This is a genomic window from Polycladomyces zharkentensis (assembly GCF_016938855.1).
GTDB classification, from domain to species: domain Bacteria; phylum Bacillota; class Bacilli; order Thermoactinomycetales; family JIR-001; genus Polycladomyces; species Polycladomyces zharkentensis.
The window spans coordinates 1-14,533 of record NZ_JAFHAP010000011.1 but is presented as its reverse complement, the minus strand read 5'-3'; the positions used below and the strand labels follow the sequence as shown (position 1 = coordinate 14,533).

The following is a 14,533-nucleotide window of genomic DNA, read 5'->3' as shown; positions in this document are numbered from 1 at the left end:
GATTCATCATCCTTCACATGCCATGACGCTGGTACACCCGGTTGCGCAAGAGCCGGATGATGTGGCGGCTGATCCTGCCCGCGTTGTGACGCAGCACGGATCGGTACAATAATAAATTATCCGCGATCACTTCACAACCGAGCTGTCGGATACGTTCGACATCGGACAAAACGGGGATCGCCCCTTTTTCCGCATATTGCTTCTGGATGGAAGGCGGCGGCAACTCATTGTTGACGATCGCCACGTCGAAGAAGCGCTCGCCGACGTGCCTGTGGATGGCGGCGATGTGGTCACTCGCTGTGTAGTCGTCTGTCTCACCCGGCTGGGTCATGACATTGCAGATGTAGATTTTTTTCGCCTGCGACGTCCGGATCGCATCCGCCATTCCTTTAACCAACAGATTGGGCAGGATGCTGGTATACAAACTTCCCGGTCCGACTACGATCCCGTCCGCTTCGGCTATGGCGTGCAATGCTTCCTCCAACGGCTGTGGGTCCGGCGGATCCAAGAATACGCGACGAATCGTTTTGCCCGCTTTGGGTATCTGCGACTCTCCCCGGACGAGGGTGCCGTCCGTCATTTCCGCAATCAGCACCACGTCCTGCTCACTGGCCGGCAACACGCGCCCGCGCACGGCGAGTACGCGGCTCAATTCCTTGATCCCGCGGGTGAATCCCCCCGTCAAATCGTTCATGGCTGCAATCAGCAAATTGCCCAACGTATGACCGGCAAGTCCTTCCCCATTCTTAAACCGATATTGCAACACTTTTTCCAAAAGGGGCTCCGTATCAGCCAATGCGACCAATACATTGCGAATATCCCCCGGTGGCGGCATCTGCATGTCGTTGCGCAGACGGCCGGAACTTCCGCCGTCGTCCGCCACCGTCACAATGGCCGTGATGTCTACCGGAAATTTCTTGAGACCGCGTAATATCACGGGAAGCCCGGTGCCCCCTCCGATGACTACGATGCGCAGGCGGCGATACCTCCTTCTTTTTCTTCTCACCATCGCTGACATCCCGACCGCTCACCTATCTTTCTCCATGTCCCGATGTATGGCCTGGCAATGGGCTTGTTTACGGAACTTTTGGCAGAGATATTCGGAAATCGCCACGGAACGGTGTTTTCCTCCCGTACAACCGATTCCGATCACCAATTGGGTTTTCCCTTCCCTGTGGTAATGGGGAAGAAGAAAGCGCAGGAGGTCTTCCAGCTTCTCAAGAAACTGCTTGGTTTCCTCCCATTTCATCACGTAATCAAACACATCCCGGTCCCTTCCCGTATGGGGACGCAACGATTCGACATAGTGAGGATTGGGAAGAAAACGGACATCAAAAACCAGATCGGCGTCGATCGGAATCCCGTATTTAAACCCGAACGACATGAAAGTAACCGAAAAGGGATTGGTGTCGACCGAGCCGAAACGTGACGCGATCTTTTCTTTCAGCTCCGCCGGTTTGAGCGAACTGGTATCGATAATCTGGTGTGCGCGACCCTTGATTTCTTCCAACAGCTTCCGTTCCTGCGTGATACCGTCCAATGGTGTTCCGTCGGGGGATAACGGATGGCGCCGCCGCGTCTCTTTGTACCGTCGCACCAATGTCTGGTCGTTGGCATCCAGAAAAAGGATGTGATAATGAATACCGTGATGCTTTTCCAGCGTATCCAGCGACTCAAACAGGGAAGAAAAGAAATCCCGACCGCGAAGGTCGATCACCAGCGCGACCCGACGCAACTTCCCTTTCGATTGCTCCAACAACTCCGCAAATTTGGGCAGCAAAATGGGCGGCAAGTTGTCGATGCAAAAAAATCCGAGATCCTCCAAGCTTTGTACGGCAACCGTTTTGCCCGCTCCGGACATCCCGGTGATCACAACCAGGTTGATCTCCTTTTTTGCATCCATCGTTATCACCCCACTAACGGCTTCTGCATGTTAAGTATATGAAGCGGAAGCCGGATTCTCTCGTCTCGCGATCAAACCAGCGGCACCAATGATGCCTGCATTGTTGCCCAGCTTCGCGGGCACGATTTCCACACCCTCCGCCGCGCTCGGCAACACGTGTTTCCGGTAAGCTTTCTCAAGCGGTTGGAACAGCGTATCACCAGCCCGGGCAACCCCTCCTCCGATCACAAACCGTGCAGGGTTCAGCACAACTGTGACCATGGCCATCACCCGTGCCAATGCATCGACGGCCGTCTGCACCACACGGGAAGCAACCGCATCACCCCGTTCCGCCGCCTGGAACACGTCTCGGGCGGTCAGCCCTCCGGTTTGGGCCGTTTCAGCCAAGGAAGTGGACTCGCCTTTTGCCAACGCTTCTCTGGCCAGTCGTACGATGCCGGTAGCCGAAGAAATCGTTTCCAAACAACCGCGTTGACCACACCCACAACGCGCGCCCCCCGGCTCAATGCAAACATGACCGATTTCCCCGGCTGCGTTTGATATTCCGTGGATCAAACGGCCTCCCGCAATCACACCACCGCCCACGCCGGTCCCCAGTGTGATCGCCACCATGTCGTCCACTCCTGCTCCGGCACCACTCCACGATTCCCCCAATGCAGCGACGTTGGCATCATTGTCGATGCAAACGGGTCGTCTGCAAAACGTTTCCAACCGTTCCACGACAGGAACGTTTTCCCACGGCAAATTGGTCAGCCGCTTGATCACTCCCCGCTCCAGATCCAAAAACCCCGGCAATCCCATGCCGATGCCGACGACTTGATCCCAGGAGGCACCGGATCGGGTCGTCAACTCTCTTGCGGCCTCCACCACACGTTGCAGAACCGGCTCCGGCCCTTCCCCATACGTTGGAACTTCCGTTTGCTTCAGCAAATTCCCTTCTCCGTCGACCACGCCGATTTTGGCGCTTGTACCACCCAAATCGACTCCGATATAACGTGTTTCCATGCCTCCATACTCCCTCGTCTGAATGGTCTTGCGACTTGCTATGACTATACTTCAATGAAGATAACCGGTCAAGCAAGGACATTTTCTGTCCCGGTGTGAAACGTGTAATCAATCAGTTCCTCCGACGGCGTATACGTAAAACGACCAATCAGCAGATCCCGAACGGAAACGATCCGATCAAACACAAACCGATCACCGGGTGCCGTCGGCAGTTGGCTGATGGTATCCACGGAATGCCAACGTAAAATACCTTCCTCTGTGTGCTGCAACAATGAACCCGTATAGCGATCCGCAAAAAAAGTAAACATCATCCATTCCTGCACCAGCTGATCCCCGTCCCGAACACACATCGTAAATATCCCGCGCAATCGGGGTTGGATCAGGGTAAGTCCGGTTTCTTCGGCAAATTCACGTTGCACGGTTTCCATCAGCGTCTCACCGGGTTCCACTTTGCCACCGGGAGCGGTCCACCATCCGCGTCGCGGCTTTTGCAACAACAACACCCGGTTGCGATCCCGCAAAATGCAATTGGCCACACGTTGCATCCACTTTCACCCCTGGTTTTTAGCATATCATTCCATTCCTGATGTGTAAATTTCTTAAAAAGAAAACAAGCGGGGATGCCCCCCGCCACGACGATTCCTCATAACCTGTGGGCGTGAAATAACCTGCCGGTCATCATCTTCGGGGCAAAATGGAATCTTGTTCTCGCACTTCCCGCTTTGATCCGGGGTGAGCGTCCGCTTGCATCGCTTGCCAAAACTCCTGCTCAAAATACTCCGTCACCTTTTGCATCAATACCCGCCGGGTCAAGATGCCCATAAATTTGTTTTTCACATCGATGATCGGAATGTACGGCCGGTCGATCAGCACTTCAAAAGCGAATGAGAAGATGGAGTTGGCCATGATTCCGGAGTGATTCTTGTTCATTGCTTCGTACACACGATGATGAGGGAGCATGTGGAAGTGGAAATCTCCTTTGGACATCATGAAGTCCAAGATGTTGGTCTTGCTGATCAATCCCTCGACTTCCTCATTATCATTGATCACCGGGACAGATGCGTATCCCCGTCGCGTCAACACCAACAATGCCCGCTCCAATGTCCAGTCGGGCGCCACCGTCACCACTTTTTCCTTCGGTATGATCAACGACGCAATCTCTCTGGAAAACAGGAATCCGTCGTTTTTCATGCTACTCTCCCCTGTCGCGGAAATGCGGTCGATAATCCGAACATAAAAACACCGCCGGGAAGGCGCCCCGGCGGCGAAAACTTGCACCAGATGCGCCTTCTCTCCAATTCATGCGCAACTGCCTCGATCCGTTCGGACGCTGACACGTCTTTCACTTATCGAAACGGTGATCCGCACCGGAGAGTTCCCCTCTGGTTTTAATTACCCGCCGTCTGATGCGATGCTTGCTTTTCCAATTGCTCATTCAATTCCTCAATATAATGCTGTGCCTCCATCGCGGCGATCGAACCGTCACCCGTGGCCGTGACGACCTGCCGTAACGTTTTTTCCCGCACATCTCCGGCGGCAAAAATGCCCGGAATGCGAGTCCGCATCCGTTCATCGGTCAGAATGTACCCTTCTTCGTTGGTGATCCCCAACTCCTGGACACAAGCGGACAACGGTTCCATGCCGATGTAGATGAACACCCCGTCACAGGGGAATTCAGAGACTTCACCCGTTACACGGTTTTTCAGCTTGACGCCTTTGACCACTTCGTCGCCGATAATCTCTTCCACCACGGTATTCCAGATGAAGTCCACCTTTTCGTTTTTGAATGCGCGATCCTGCAGGATCTTCTGTGCACGAAGTTGGTCGCGCCTGTGAATGATCGTCACCTTGCTGGCGAATTTGGTCAAAAAGACACCTTCTTCCACGGCCGAATCCCCGCCGCCGACCACCACGAGCTCCCGGTTTTTGAAGAACGCACCATCACACACGGCGCAATAGGAGACGCCACGTCCGGACAGCTTATCTTCTCCTGGCACGCCCAACTTCCGGTGTTCCGCACCTGAGGCGACGATCACCGCTTTGGCCAGATACGTCTGTTTGGAAGTGATCACCTTTTTATACGGGTAACCGTCCTCCACCCGTTTCACATCGCCGTATTCGTATTTGGCCCCGAACTTTTGAGCATGAGACAACATTTTGTTGGAGAGGTCCGGACCTAATATATGCTCAAATCCCGGATAATTTTCAATATCCTCCGTATTGGCCATCTGTCCTCCCGGGATGCCCCGCTCAATCATCACGGTGTCCAAATTGGCACGCGCAGCATACACTGCGGCCGTCATACCCGCAGGACCTGCACCAATAATGACAACGTCGTATACTTTTTCTTCCGCCACAGCCAATCCTCCTCTGTTTATACAATCGCATGCAAACATCCCACGTTGAAAGTGGGATGCAAGATGGAACTTTCCAACTCCTGTATACCCGTTTTGCTGCCCTCGATAACTCGAAAAGTACCAAAACAGGACCCATTTAAAACGGTTCCCACCTGTCGGCGTCACATCCGCCCAGGCGGGAACGGTTTGAAAAATGATATCTGGTATATCGCGTGCATGATTTTTCCGGCTCGCTCCATCCGCACCCCTGTTGCCCCCTGACGGACTGGCCTGGCACGCCTCAAAGCCGCTCAACCGAAAAACGGCCTTTACGCTTCACCCATTATTTGGCCATCTGTTCCAGAAACGTTTCAATCTGTTCCTGCGTTTTGGCCTCCCGGCTCGGCAGACGGCCGGTTTCCCGACCGTCCTCGAACACGATGAATGTAGGGATCCCTCTTACATTGTATTGTTCTGCGATGGTACGTGATTCATCCACATCAATCTCGCCAAACTGAAAGTCGGAAGCAAACTTTTCCTCGATCACAGGCAAAAACGGTGCCACACGTTTACAATCCACACACCATCCGGCATTGAACTCCACCACTTTTTTTCCTGATGCGATAAACTGAGCAAACGAATGCTGATTCAATTTTTCCATCGCACACTCCCCCTTACAACCTCACGATGCCAACGCCAGATGCCGTTTACTCGGTTGAACGGGTGGAAATCTCCTTGAAATGGCGACTCAGTGCACAGGTTTGTTCCATCTGGCGAGCGTGTCGGCCGACCGTGGACGGGGATACGCCGTATTTTTCCGCCACTTCTGTTTGTGTCCGCCCTTGTCCGTGCAGCTTGGCGATCACATATTCCAAGGCAGCTGCCCATCCTTCCACCTTTCTGACGGTGGGCAACTCCTTTTGCTTTTGTGTCAAAAAGGCAGTCCACAAGATCTGCGCGTCTTGGAGCAACGCCTCAGGATAACAGCCTTTCATGTGGCCGAAACAGCATTCCAGCACTTGACGCCATACTTGAATCTCACCGGCCTGCTTGGCCAGTTGTTCTGCCGAGATGACGCGTTCTGCACCATCCAGCAGGACATGGTAAGGACCTTTTGCCCCTATCTGATACAAAATCATCAGGGCCGTTTTCTTCAGTTCATCTTCGTGATCCGGACTCAACAGGAACTGACGCAGGATCTGCTCCACTTCCTCATCCGCCATCCAGCCCAACAACTGCAAGATTTGCTGTTTCGTCTCCTTGTCTCCGTGTTGGAGAGCCCAGTAAAACGACGAACGAACCAAAGGGTTGACACGGAATTGCTCAGGAACGGGGTTCGTCTGATCCTCCGTTGACTTTGCCTGCTCGTGAAACGGCACTTGATAATGGTAGCTGATCAGCGGAAGCTTCCGCCGCTCAAGTCGCCATTCCCGCAGCAAGTCCAGATAGTACCGGGGCACGGGAGAGTCAGGGTCCATCTCGGCTGCGATGCTCCAGTACTTTTGTGCCTTGCGCCAGCGACCTGTATTCATCGATGCGGCCGCAAGATAATGATACAAGCTGGGTTCAGGCTGACCCTCCATCCGAAGCAGACGGTGGAATGTTTCGTAAGCGACTTCGTGTTCGCCCAGAATGCCCAATGTGGTGGCCAGTTTGTACAAATGCTCCACATGCGTGGGAACGAGCTTTTTCAACATGCCAACCAACCGGTCCCGTTCTGATTCACGACCCAGATGCTGATACAGCACGGCCAAGTTACACAATGCATGCAGATTGCCCGGGTCTGTCTCCAGCACCTGGTGGATGGTGTCCACCGCCCGCTGAAACTGGCCCGTGTAATAATACGCCAATGCCAGATTGTTACGTGCTGCCAAAAAGTCAGGATACGCCTCAACCAATTCCTCCAGCAGTTGAGTGGCCAGAACGAAGCGCCCTTCTTCCAAATGTTTGCGGGCCGTATCGTGCTTGACGAACCATTCCGGACGATCCACACGCTCCGGACGACGCGGAGGCCGCCCCAGTTCGTAGGCCAGCATCTGCAGCATTTCTTCAGCCTCTTCGGCAAACTCGCCGTCAGGGTCTTTCTCCAAATAGGTGACCAAATATTCTTCGGCCAACTCGAACTCATCCATATTGGCCGCATTATTTGCCATGTAGAAATAACACTCGTGCAATTCCGGATCGATTTCGTTTAGCACGGTTTCCAACACTTCATTGGATTCCTCGAACCGTCCCATCTCGGATAAAATCCCCGCCAAATTACAGTGATTGATGGGATTGTCCGGTTCCTTCTCCACTGCCAGACGGAAATATTTCAATGCTTTGGGGTAGTTTTGCTTGTCCAGCGAGCGAACCGCCCGCTCAAAGAAAAAACCGGCATCCATGCGAAGCCGAACGACTTTCCTCGATTGGTTTCGCCATTTTGCTTCTTGCTTTTTCATGTTTTCCCCCCACCCAGCACCTGATACAAGCTGGTGGTCGGTATTTGGTGATCAACTTTGGAAAGATTATACCACAATTTCACACGGGTTTACATTCCCTTGAGCAACAATGTGCTGATCGACCCTCCCCGTTCGGTGGGATCGATTGCCTTCGCCAACAACACCGCCATCGACAATACATACCGTTTGGGAAAGGACACCGCCTCAGGCAACGGCAAGATGTCCGTGACGACCACCGGATGCCGGGATGGGCCAACCGCTCTACACATGATCGGAAAAAACGGGATGGGTGGCACACACAAATGCCGGTTCGGCTCAACAAGCTTATGCTTGGGAATTTCCAGCGAAATATGTTTCATTTGTGTTCCCGAGCGTCTTTGGCCAGCAATCCCTCCACGACACTCACGATCGTGCCGCCGGTATCGATCCTATCCTCGATGATGATGAGGGTTCTTCCCTCGACCTCGCCGATAATATGCGTAATCGCCGTCGTATGATAGAGCTGGTCGCTTTTCATCATCATTGCGAACGGTGCATCCGGATACGTGGCCGGTTTTTCCGCCATTTTGGCTCTTCCCGCGTCTGGAGAGACCACCGCCGGTTTTGTGATGTTCCGTCATTTGATCCAGTGCGGTCGGATGATCGACGGGCGTGTGAAAACCTTGGATGGCAGGTGCGTGCCAATCGATGGTGGTGACTCGGCCGCCACTTTGGCCGTGATCGGCTCCCGTGGCGCGTCTTTCTTCTCCTGTCACGCATAACCGAAGTACGGAATCACCGCATGGATGCTGCGGGCGCAATCCCTTCCGGCGGCATCCGCCATGATCAAGAGTTCCATCAGATGATCGTTGATCGGATGGGAAAAAACCTGCACAATATACAGATCGGCATTTTGCACGCTTTCTTCATAGTAACGTGACTTGCTCCACTCGACTGAAGCGCCGCAGGCGCTCCCACGGAACGCCGTGAGCCTTCTCCTTCATCTGACGTGGCAACCCACATCCATCCACGCTGGCTCCGTCTTAGCCCGGATGATTTTTGTAACGAGTTTTTACTTGCATCGTCGTTTTCAATGCTTTCGCACTTCTCGACTCTGGAAACGGCTGATCCGCACACTGCCCAATCCCTTCTTCAAACGAGACGCGATTTTCTCGGCCCGTTTCAGGTTGGACGTGCCAAAAATACATATATCCCTTGAATGCAGAAGAGGTACAATCCCCCGGATTTCCCGCGACAGCTTGCCCGGCAACATCGTATGAACATTTCCGCATTTGCCCCCGGTTTCCTTCCCAAAAAAGAAAAAAGACCGGCGTTCCTTTCTTCGTCAGCCGGCGGAGTAAAGGAGGTGTTGCACAGGACGGAAACGATCACCCTGTTAACACTGCTTCTGCTGATGGTCGCCTGGTCACTTGCATTCAAGGTGTTGTTGGACGGCGTGACATCATAGCATCTGTACTAAGCACTGCCGTCTTTCATCCCTCGTTTGAAACCATGGGATGAAAGGCGGCTTTTTAGGTAAAGTTTTGGGTAGAATCGAGAACGGAAAAGCACAAGAAAACATGACGAAACCCGTCCGAAAAGAGCTGATCGGACGGGCTCGTTCCCAAGCTCGGAACGATTTTGCCGCCATTTTAAATCGGACGGCTCGACCTGAGGACCGAGAAGAACGGCCGCATCTTGTTGCTGACACGGTAGAGGGGCGTACATCCGCTCAGCAGATAACGGTGTTTAGATTGGATCAATACAGGCTGATCTTTGAAACCGAAAATCCTTGACATGCATGTCGAGGCAAAATGTACAGCCATTGATTTGGGACACTCTGATTTTGATCAGTTCGAAAAGCTTCGGGTCTAGGCCGCTATTTCTCACGAACAGCTGAAGCATGGTTTGAACAGCTTCCGGGTTTGCAGTTCGGAAGTTCATGCGCAGTTTCATCGGATATGCCCCCCAGTACTTAGAAGAATCACTTTCGTAGATAAAAACAATCTTCCGGCCTGTTTTGTGACACCTTCTGCAACTTTTTCAGTTTATCTGGATTCAGCACCATATAAATGCGCGCAATCTGGTACTCACCCGGCTCCCATTCAAAACAGACGGCCATGGACACACGCTTCTCTTTCATCATCAGCAGACCGGTCTCACCATTCATCCGGACAGGCAAAAGCTTTCCTTGCCACGATCCTTTTCGCGCTACTCCCTCCGGAGCCCGGGGCCGAGCTCCCTGGCTCCTCCACCTGTAATATGTTGCCAAATATTCACCTCAGGCTCGCTATTGTCTTTTTGAATCTTTGTTTAGCACATTTATATTGACTTAGGGCGTCTCTACCCCTCATTGGTGTAGTGGCACCATATTTTCTATACCGATTGGGGCGCGATAAGAATTTATTGCAAATCGATAAATATCCTGTTAAAATCGAATTGAAAATATAAAATAAATAGGAGAGGTGCTTTTTATGAAACAAGGAACAACATTGTTTTTAAAAATAGCTGTTTGTATTATCGGAACTCCAGTTCTTGCTTTGTGTATATTTGGGTTGCCTATGTTAGCTAAAGAAGCAACAGAAAGTAATTCGGAGTTCGCTTATGTACTTTATGGCTTTTTAATAGTTATGTATGTATCGGCGATACCATTTTTCTTCGCTCTGTATCAGGCTTTTAAACTTTTAAGTTATATTGATAAGAACAAAGCTTTCTCGGAATTATCTGTAAAGGCTTTAAAGAATATAAAATACTGTGCAATCACAATCAGTATCTTGTATGTGCCAGGTTTGCCATTCTTCTATATCGTTTCGAAGTCAGAAGACGCCCCAGGTATCATGCTAATCGGATTTGGCATTATTTTTGCTTCAACGATTATTGCAGTCTTTGCTGCTGTTCTTCAAAAGCTGTTAAAAGCTGCCATAGATATAAAATCAGAAAATGATTTAACGATCTGAGGTGAATAACTTGGCAATTATAATCAATCTTGATGTAATGCTGGCCAAAAGGAAAATGAGCCTTACAGAACTTTCGGAGAGGGTTGGAATAACGATCGCTAATCTTTCTATATTGAAAAACGGTAAGGCAAAAGCGATTCGATTATCCACTTTAGATGCGATTTGTAAGGCTTTAGAATGTCAGCCTGGAGATATTTTAGAATACCGAAGTGATGAAGACACCCAAGATTAATCAAGCAGGAATATTTAACATTGAAAGGTAAAGAAAGTTATTCGGTGGTGAACCTATGCATGAGAGCACTAAAACAACTCGTTCGTTTTGGTTGGGAGCAGGCCCTATCATGTTTGTTTCCTGTCGTAATTTTTGCCTCTTTGGCTTTTACAAAATTCATGCCACTTCCCTTCCTACCACGGTATGACTGGCTGCTCATCATCTGCCTTCTGATGCAGTGGTGGATGGTGCGTTCTGGGCTTGAAACACGGGATGAACTAAAGGTTATCACATTGTTCCACCTTATTGGACTTGCTCTTGAACTTTTCAAGGTACATATGGGCTCCTGGTCTTATCCAGAGGAAGGATATTTCAAAATTTTTGGAGTGCCTTTGTATAGTGGATTCATGTACGCAAGTGTAGCGAGTTATCTTTGCCAGGCGTGGAGGAGGCTTAAGGTTGAACTGGTTAAGTGGCCACCGTTTTTGGTAGTTGTACCTCTTGCAGCTGCGATTTATTTGAATTTTTTCACCCACCATTATTGGATTGACATTCGTTGGTGGTTATCTGGACTTGTAATTATCGTCTTTTGGCAATCATGGGTCACATTCGAGGTTGATGGAACTCGTTACCGTATGCCACTCGCACTTTCTTTTGTGCTCATCGGATTTTTTATATGGATAGCCGAAAATATCGCAACGTTCTTTGGAGCTTGGGAATATCCAAACCAAACCGATGCATGGAGTCTCGTTCATCTAGGAAAGGTGAGTTCATGGTTCTTATTAGTGATTGTTAGCTTTCTTATAGTAGCGACGTTAAAGCAGGTTAAGGGAAAAATTGTTTCACCCAAGAAGGATAAGGTTCAAGAGGCGTTTGATAATCATTTAAAGGAACGAGATCTTCTCAAAATAAAGCGAACAGGTTAAAGGGTACGAATGAGCGTAGTAAGTAAAAGACCACTCCTATACAAAAGGTGGTCTTTCATTTTAATTTGTAATCAACATTAAAGTTTAACAGAGCCTATTTTTAATAAATATAATTCTTCCTTATGATGGCGAACATCATAAGGTGCGTCACGACTAGGTAAAGAATGAACTGTACGATTATATTCCTCCCGTTTACCTGGAAACTCGGAAGGATGGCGATCCTGCATTGTTTCTCTCCAACTTTAAAAAACGTATTTCCATTCGGGCAGTTCAACGAATCTTTGAAAAACTGGGCGCTAATCTCCATATGTTACGACATACTTACGGACGCGAACTTGTTTCTTCTGGTATAGATATTGCAACAGTCGCTGAATTGGTGGGACATAGCGATGTAAACATTACTAGGAGATATGCTGCCCCATCATTAAAAGATATTGAAGAAGCTGTAGAAAAAACATTTGGATAGTAACGATGTTTGAATTTATGGAAGCTAGATTGCACCTAGTGACAGCTACGCTGGTATTACCCCGTATACAGCAAAATCCCTTTGCGTTCTCTTGTTTCAAAAACGAATGTTTTTGATATTTTCCGTGAACCCCCCTGTGTTGCCGCCAAACATGCTTTTTTTCGGTCTCAAAATTCAATAATGAGTTATGAGACAATGAGATGAAATTAACGAAGGGGGGAGACCGAATGCTAGTCGGATACGCACGGCTTTAATACATGAACAAAACCTGCATCTCCAATTGGATGCGCTTCGGCAGCATGGATATGAGAAAATTTTCACTGACAAGACAAGCGGAGGAAATTTCGCACGTTAAGGGTTGGAGGAATGCCTGATTTACATGAGAGCAGGGGACACTCTGGTTGTTTGGAAGCTGGATCGTCTGGGGGATCCCTGAAACACCTGATTAGAGGTATCGGATTCCGCAGTCTTCAGGAAACATGGAACCAAAATGATATTCCATGTATTTGGGACACTTGCTGAACGGGAGTTCATCCACGAGAGAACACAAGCTTGTCCCGCCGCGGCTCGTGCAAGAGGGAGATTGGGTGAACGGTCACGGGTGATGATGAACGAAAAGTGAAAATGGCTTAATCTCGCATGAAGGACACTAACCTTTCCATCCAAAAGATTAGTGAAACGCTTCAGGTGTCCAAGTGGACACTTTACGGCTATTTGTCCAAATGAGGGTGTAAGGGCGGTGGTCTTTTCCATTGGTGGATCATCAGGCCGTCGGTTGCTGGTTCCGCCCCTTTCACTATTCATACGAATGACTTGAGTTCCCTCTGTCATCTCCAGTTATTTTTCCATTTCTTGAGCAAATGACCTCAAAATCGGCCTTCGCTACCTCTATTTCTTCGAATCATACCATTTCATTTTTTTGTCGATTTTAGTCAAAGCCTTGTTGATCTCTTCCATTTTTTTCTCCAACATCTGCCTGTGTTTTTGCAAAATTTGCTTCCTCATTGGAATTGTTTGGTCACCCTCCATACCTAAATCGACATAGCGCCTAATTTCTGCGATAGGCATCCCCGTTTCACGCAGGCAAATGACAAGCTCCAACCATTCGATATCTCTCTCCTCGAATATTCGGTTTCCATGTTGGTCTCGTTTTAGTGAAGGCAGTAACCCTTCCTGCTCGTAATACCGAATGGTATGGGCACTTAACCCCACACGTTCTGCAACATCCTTGATGGTCCATGGTCCTTCGGAAATTCCAGCCGAAGATCTCATTACCTCTTCTTTCACCTCCTGATCAAATCTTGGAGCCCAATGACCCGTCAGGTTGGATCATGAAGTATGGCGTATCGTGATCGTCAGAATGCCGGCTTTTATCACCATCTTATACCTTCAAGTGGACTTTAAGGCAAATACTTTACAGAATACGATTCAACTGAGGTGATCAGGGTGAATTACCTCGATAGGTTTGAAAGCAGGCTGAAGGAAGAATGGAAAAGGACTCCCACTATTGATGTATACCTTCGATCCGTCCGCTTCTTTGAAAAATGGTACACGGAGAGCGTGAACGATGATTTTGAACCTGATAACATCACCGCTCTTGACATCCAGGACTGGAGACAACACATGCAGATCCAAGACAAACTACATCCGACCACCATAAACAAGCGAATCTCTTCACTGAAGGTGTATTGGTCTTGTCGATCAGGGTTTTGCCACAGTAGATGTCGCCCGGAATGTTAAAGTTAGCGGGTTTCCAAATTAAACGAGGCTCCCCGCTGGCTGGATCGGAAAGAAGTGGCCAAGGTTCAACGTGCTATTGAATCCGAAAAGAACGAATGGAAACGGGCAAGAAATTTCGCCATCTTTATGTTCATGCTGAAGGCCGGTCTCCGGATCAGCGAAGTAAGGGATCTCGATGTGGCAGCTGTTGATGAACGCTACTGGCGGGTTACGCAGGGAAAAGTGGCAAGTGGCGTATGGTTCCGATGAACCACGATCTCATCAAATCTTATCAAGAATGGATGAAACACCGGGGGAATCCAGAAACAGACCGCCTGTTTGTTACCCGTGAAGGCAGGCCGTTGAACCGCCAGGCCATTCATCAACAGCTTGAAAGACACTTCAAAGTCCTTAGCGATAAAGTGTCTGCCCACTGCCTCCGCCATACCTTCTGCAAGAGTCTTATCGACCAAGGAGTTGCCGTCCAAAACGTAGCCGCATTGGCCGGTCATGAGTCCATCGAAACCACACGGAGATACACGACACCATCAGAAAAAGAGCTTCGGAAACATTGCTGGTCAGCCGGAAGC

Annotated in this window: 17 protein-coding genes and 2 pseudogenes; 6 read left to right on the top strand and 13 right to left on the bottom strand. The window is 49.7% G+C overall.

All coding sequences use genetic code 11. The features are described 5' to 3' along the window. Positions 1 to 13 precede the first annotated feature (13 nt). The 12 genes and pseudogenes from mgfK to JQC72_RS12185 form a co-directional block, all read right to left on the bottom strand. Positions 14 to 1,018 carry a gluconeogenesis morphogenetic factor MgfK gene (gene mgfK / locus JQC72_RS12235; protein ID WP_302104825.1) on the bottom strand — a complete coding sequence of 335 codons (1,005 nt, stop codon included), beginning with the start codon at positions 1,016 to 1,018 and terminating at the stop codon, positions 14 to 16. A 9-nt stretch (positions 1,019 to 1,027) separates the two neighbouring features. After that, on the bottom strand, positions 1,028 to 1,903 hold the full coding sequence (gene rapZ, locus JQC72_RS12230; protein ID WP_205496076.1) for an RNase adapter RapZ: 876 nt from the start codon (positions 1,901 to 1,903) through the stop codon (positions 1,028 to 1,030). Between the two features lie 30 nt (positions 1,904 to 1,933). Then, complete coding sequence (locus tag JQC72_RS12225) at positions 1,934 to 2,908, bottom strand: ROK family glucokinase (RefSeq protein WP_205496074.1); 975 nt, start codon at positions 2,906 to 2,908, stop codon at positions 1,934 to 1,936. Positions 2,909 to 2,976: 68 nt separating this feature from the next. Next, positions 2,977 to 3,453: an NUDIX hydrolase gene (locus JQC72_RS12220; RefSeq protein ID WP_205496069.1), complete on the bottom strand. Its 477-nt coding sequence runs from the start codon at positions 3,451 to 3,453 to the stop codon at positions 2,977 to 2,979. 133 nt (positions 3,454 to 3,586) lie between these two features. Then, entirely contained in the window at positions 3,587 to 4,099 is a 513-nt protein-coding gene (locus JQC72_RS12215) for a CBS domain-containing protein (RefSeq protein WP_205496068.1), read from the bottom strand. A 197-nt stretch (positions 4,100 to 4,296) separates the two neighbouring features. Further along, positions 4,297 to 5,265: a thioredoxin-disulfide reductase gene (gene trxB / locus JQC72_RS12210; RefSeq protein WP_205496060.1), complete on the bottom strand. Its 969-nt coding sequence runs from the start codon at positions 5,263 to 5,265 to the stop codon at positions 4,297 to 4,299. Positions 5,266 to 5,587: 322 nt separating this feature from the next. Next, positions 5,588 to 5,905, bottom strand: a complete 318-nt coding sequence (locus tag JQC72_RS12205) for a thioredoxin family protein (RefSeq protein ID WP_205496053.1) — start codon at positions 5,903 to 5,905, stop codon at positions 5,588 to 5,590. A gap of 46 nt (positions 5,906 to 5,951) precedes the next feature. Beyond that, positions 5,952 to 7,685 (bottom strand): tetratricopeptide repeat protein, encoded by a 1,734-nt coding sequence (locus JQC72_RS12200; RefSeq protein WP_205496051.1) that lies wholly within the window; start codon positions 7,683 to 7,685, stop codon positions 5,952 to 5,954. 89 nt (positions 7,686 to 7,774) lie between these two features. Then, the gene (locus tag JQC72_RS12195) at positions 7,775 to 8,044 is read right to left on the bottom strand and encodes a hypothetical protein (RefSeq protein ID WP_205496049.1); all 270 of its coding nucleotides are present in this window, start codon (positions 8,042 to 8,044) and stop codon (positions 7,775 to 7,777) included. After that, complete coding sequence (locus JQC72_RS16605; protein ID WP_302104824.1) at positions 8,041 to 8,250, bottom strand: phosphoribosyltransferase family protein; 210 nt, start codon at positions 8,248 to 8,250, stop codon at positions 8,041 to 8,043. The genes JQC72_RS12195 and JQC72_RS16605 overlap by 4 nt, the downstream gene beginning before the upstream one ends. Before the next feature lie 186 nt (positions 8,251 to 8,436). Continuing rightward, positions 8,437 to 8,583: a ribose-phosphate pyrophosphokinase-like domain-containing protein gene (locus tag JQC72_RS16600; protein ID WP_335342456.1), complete on the bottom strand. Its 147-nt coding sequence runs from the start codon at positions 8,581 to 8,583 to the stop codon at positions 8,437 to 8,439. A gap of 863 nt (positions 8,584 to 9,446) precedes the next feature. Further along, positions 9,447 to 9,620: pseudogene (locus JQC72_RS12185) on the bottom strand (carboxymuconolactone decarboxylase family protein); the annotation flags it as partial. 518 nt (positions 9,621 to 10,138) lie between these two features. Here JQC72_RS12185 and JQC72_RS12180 point away from each other — a divergent pair. The 4 genes from JQC72_RS12180 to JQC72_RS12165 all read left to right on the top strand — a co-directional run bounded on the left by JQC72_RS12180 (position 10,139) and on the right by JQC72_RS12165 (position 12,224). After that, complete coding sequence (locus JQC72_RS12180; RefSeq protein ID WP_205496045.1) at positions 10,139 to 10,621, top strand: DUF2975 domain-containing protein; 483 nt, start codon at positions 10,139 to 10,141, stop codon at positions 10,619 to 10,621. 10 nt (positions 10,622 to 10,631) lie between these two features. After that, entirely contained in the window at positions 10,632 to 10,853 is a 222-nt protein-coding gene (locus JQC72_RS12175; protein ID WP_205496043.1) for a helix-turn-helix domain-containing protein, read from the top strand. A 59-nt stretch (positions 10,854 to 10,912) separates the two neighbouring features. Continuing rightward, on the top strand, positions 10,913 to 11,758 hold the full coding sequence (locus tag JQC72_RS12170) for a DUF817 domain-containing protein (protein WP_205496475.1): 846 nt from the start codon (positions 10,913 to 10,915) through the stop codon (positions 11,756 to 11,758). A gap of 169 nt (positions 11,759 to 11,927) precedes the next feature. Then, on the top strand, positions 11,928 to 12,224 hold the full coding sequence (locus JQC72_RS12165) for a tyrosine-type recombinase/integrase (protein ID WP_205496474.1): 297 nt from the start codon (positions 11,928 to 11,930) through the stop codon (positions 12,222 to 12,224). An 888-nt stretch (positions 12,225 to 13,112) separates the two neighbouring features. Here JQC72_RS12165 and JQC72_RS12160 read toward each other — a convergent pair. Continuing rightward, complete coding sequence (locus JQC72_RS12160; RefSeq protein ID WP_335342455.1) at positions 13,113 to 13,511, bottom strand: MerR family transcriptional regulator; 399 nt, start codon at positions 13,509 to 13,511, stop codon at positions 13,113 to 13,115. A gap of 150 nt (positions 13,512 to 13,661) precedes the next feature. Here JQC72_RS12160 and JQC72_RS16905 point away from each other — a divergent pair, with 150 nt between their 5' ends. Next, a complete protein-coding gene (locus tag JQC72_RS16905) occupies positions 13,662 to 13,964 on the top strand; it encodes a phage integrase N-terminal SAM-like domain-containing protein (RefSeq protein WP_419179867.1) in 303 nt (100 codons plus the stop codon). Between the two features lie 54 nt (positions 13,965 to 14,018). Beyond that, positions 14,019 to 14,533, top strand: a pseudogene (locus JQC72_RS16900) (tyrosine-type recombinase/integrase); the annotation flags it as partial.

Bases quoted from the DNA above. Each gene is read 5' to 3' on its own strand.
- mgfK (WP_302104825.1), bottom strand. From the start codon at position 1,018: ATGTCAGCGATGGTGAGAAGAAAAAGAAGGAGGTATCGCCGCCTGCGC.
- rapZ (WP_205496076.1), bottom strand. From the start codon at position 1,903: ATGGATGCAAAAAAGGAGATCAACCTGGTTGTGATCACCGGGATGTCC.
- JQC72_RS12225 (WP_205496074.1), bottom strand. From the start codon at position 2,908: ATGGAAACACGTTATATCGGAGTCGATTTGGGTGGTACAAGCGCCAAA.
- JQC72_RS12220 (WP_205496069.1), bottom strand. From the start codon at position 3,453: ATGCAACGTGTGGCCAATTGCATTTTGCGGGATCGCAACCGGGTGTTG.
- JQC72_RS12215 (WP_205496068.1), bottom strand. From the start codon at position 4,099: ATGAAAAACGACGGATTCCTGTTTTCCAGAGAGATTGCGTCGTTGATC.
- JQC72_RS12205 (WP_205496053.1), bottom strand. From the start codon at position 5,905: ATGGAAAAATTGAATCAGCATTCGTTTGCTCAGTTTATCGCATCAGGA.
- JQC72_RS12200 (WP_205496051.1), bottom strand. From the start codon at position 7,685: ATGAAAAAGCAAGAAGCAAAATGGCGAAACCAATCGAGGAAAGTCGTT.
- JQC72_RS12195 (WP_205496049.1), bottom strand. From the start codon at position 8,044: ATGAAACATATTTCGCTGGAAATTCCCAAGCATAAGCTTGTTGAGCCG.
- JQC72_RS16605 (WP_302104824.1), bottom strand. From the start codon at position 8,250: ATGGCGGAAAAACCGGCCACGTATCCGGATGCACCGTTCGCAATGATG.
- JQC72_RS12180 (WP_205496045.1), top strand. From the start codon at position 10,139: ATGAAACAAGGAACAACATTGTTTTTAAAAATAGCTGTTTGTATTATC.
- JQC72_RS12170 (WP_205496475.1), top strand. From the start codon at position 10,913: ATGAGAGCACTAAAACAACTCGTTCGTTTTGGTTGGGAGCAGGCCCTA.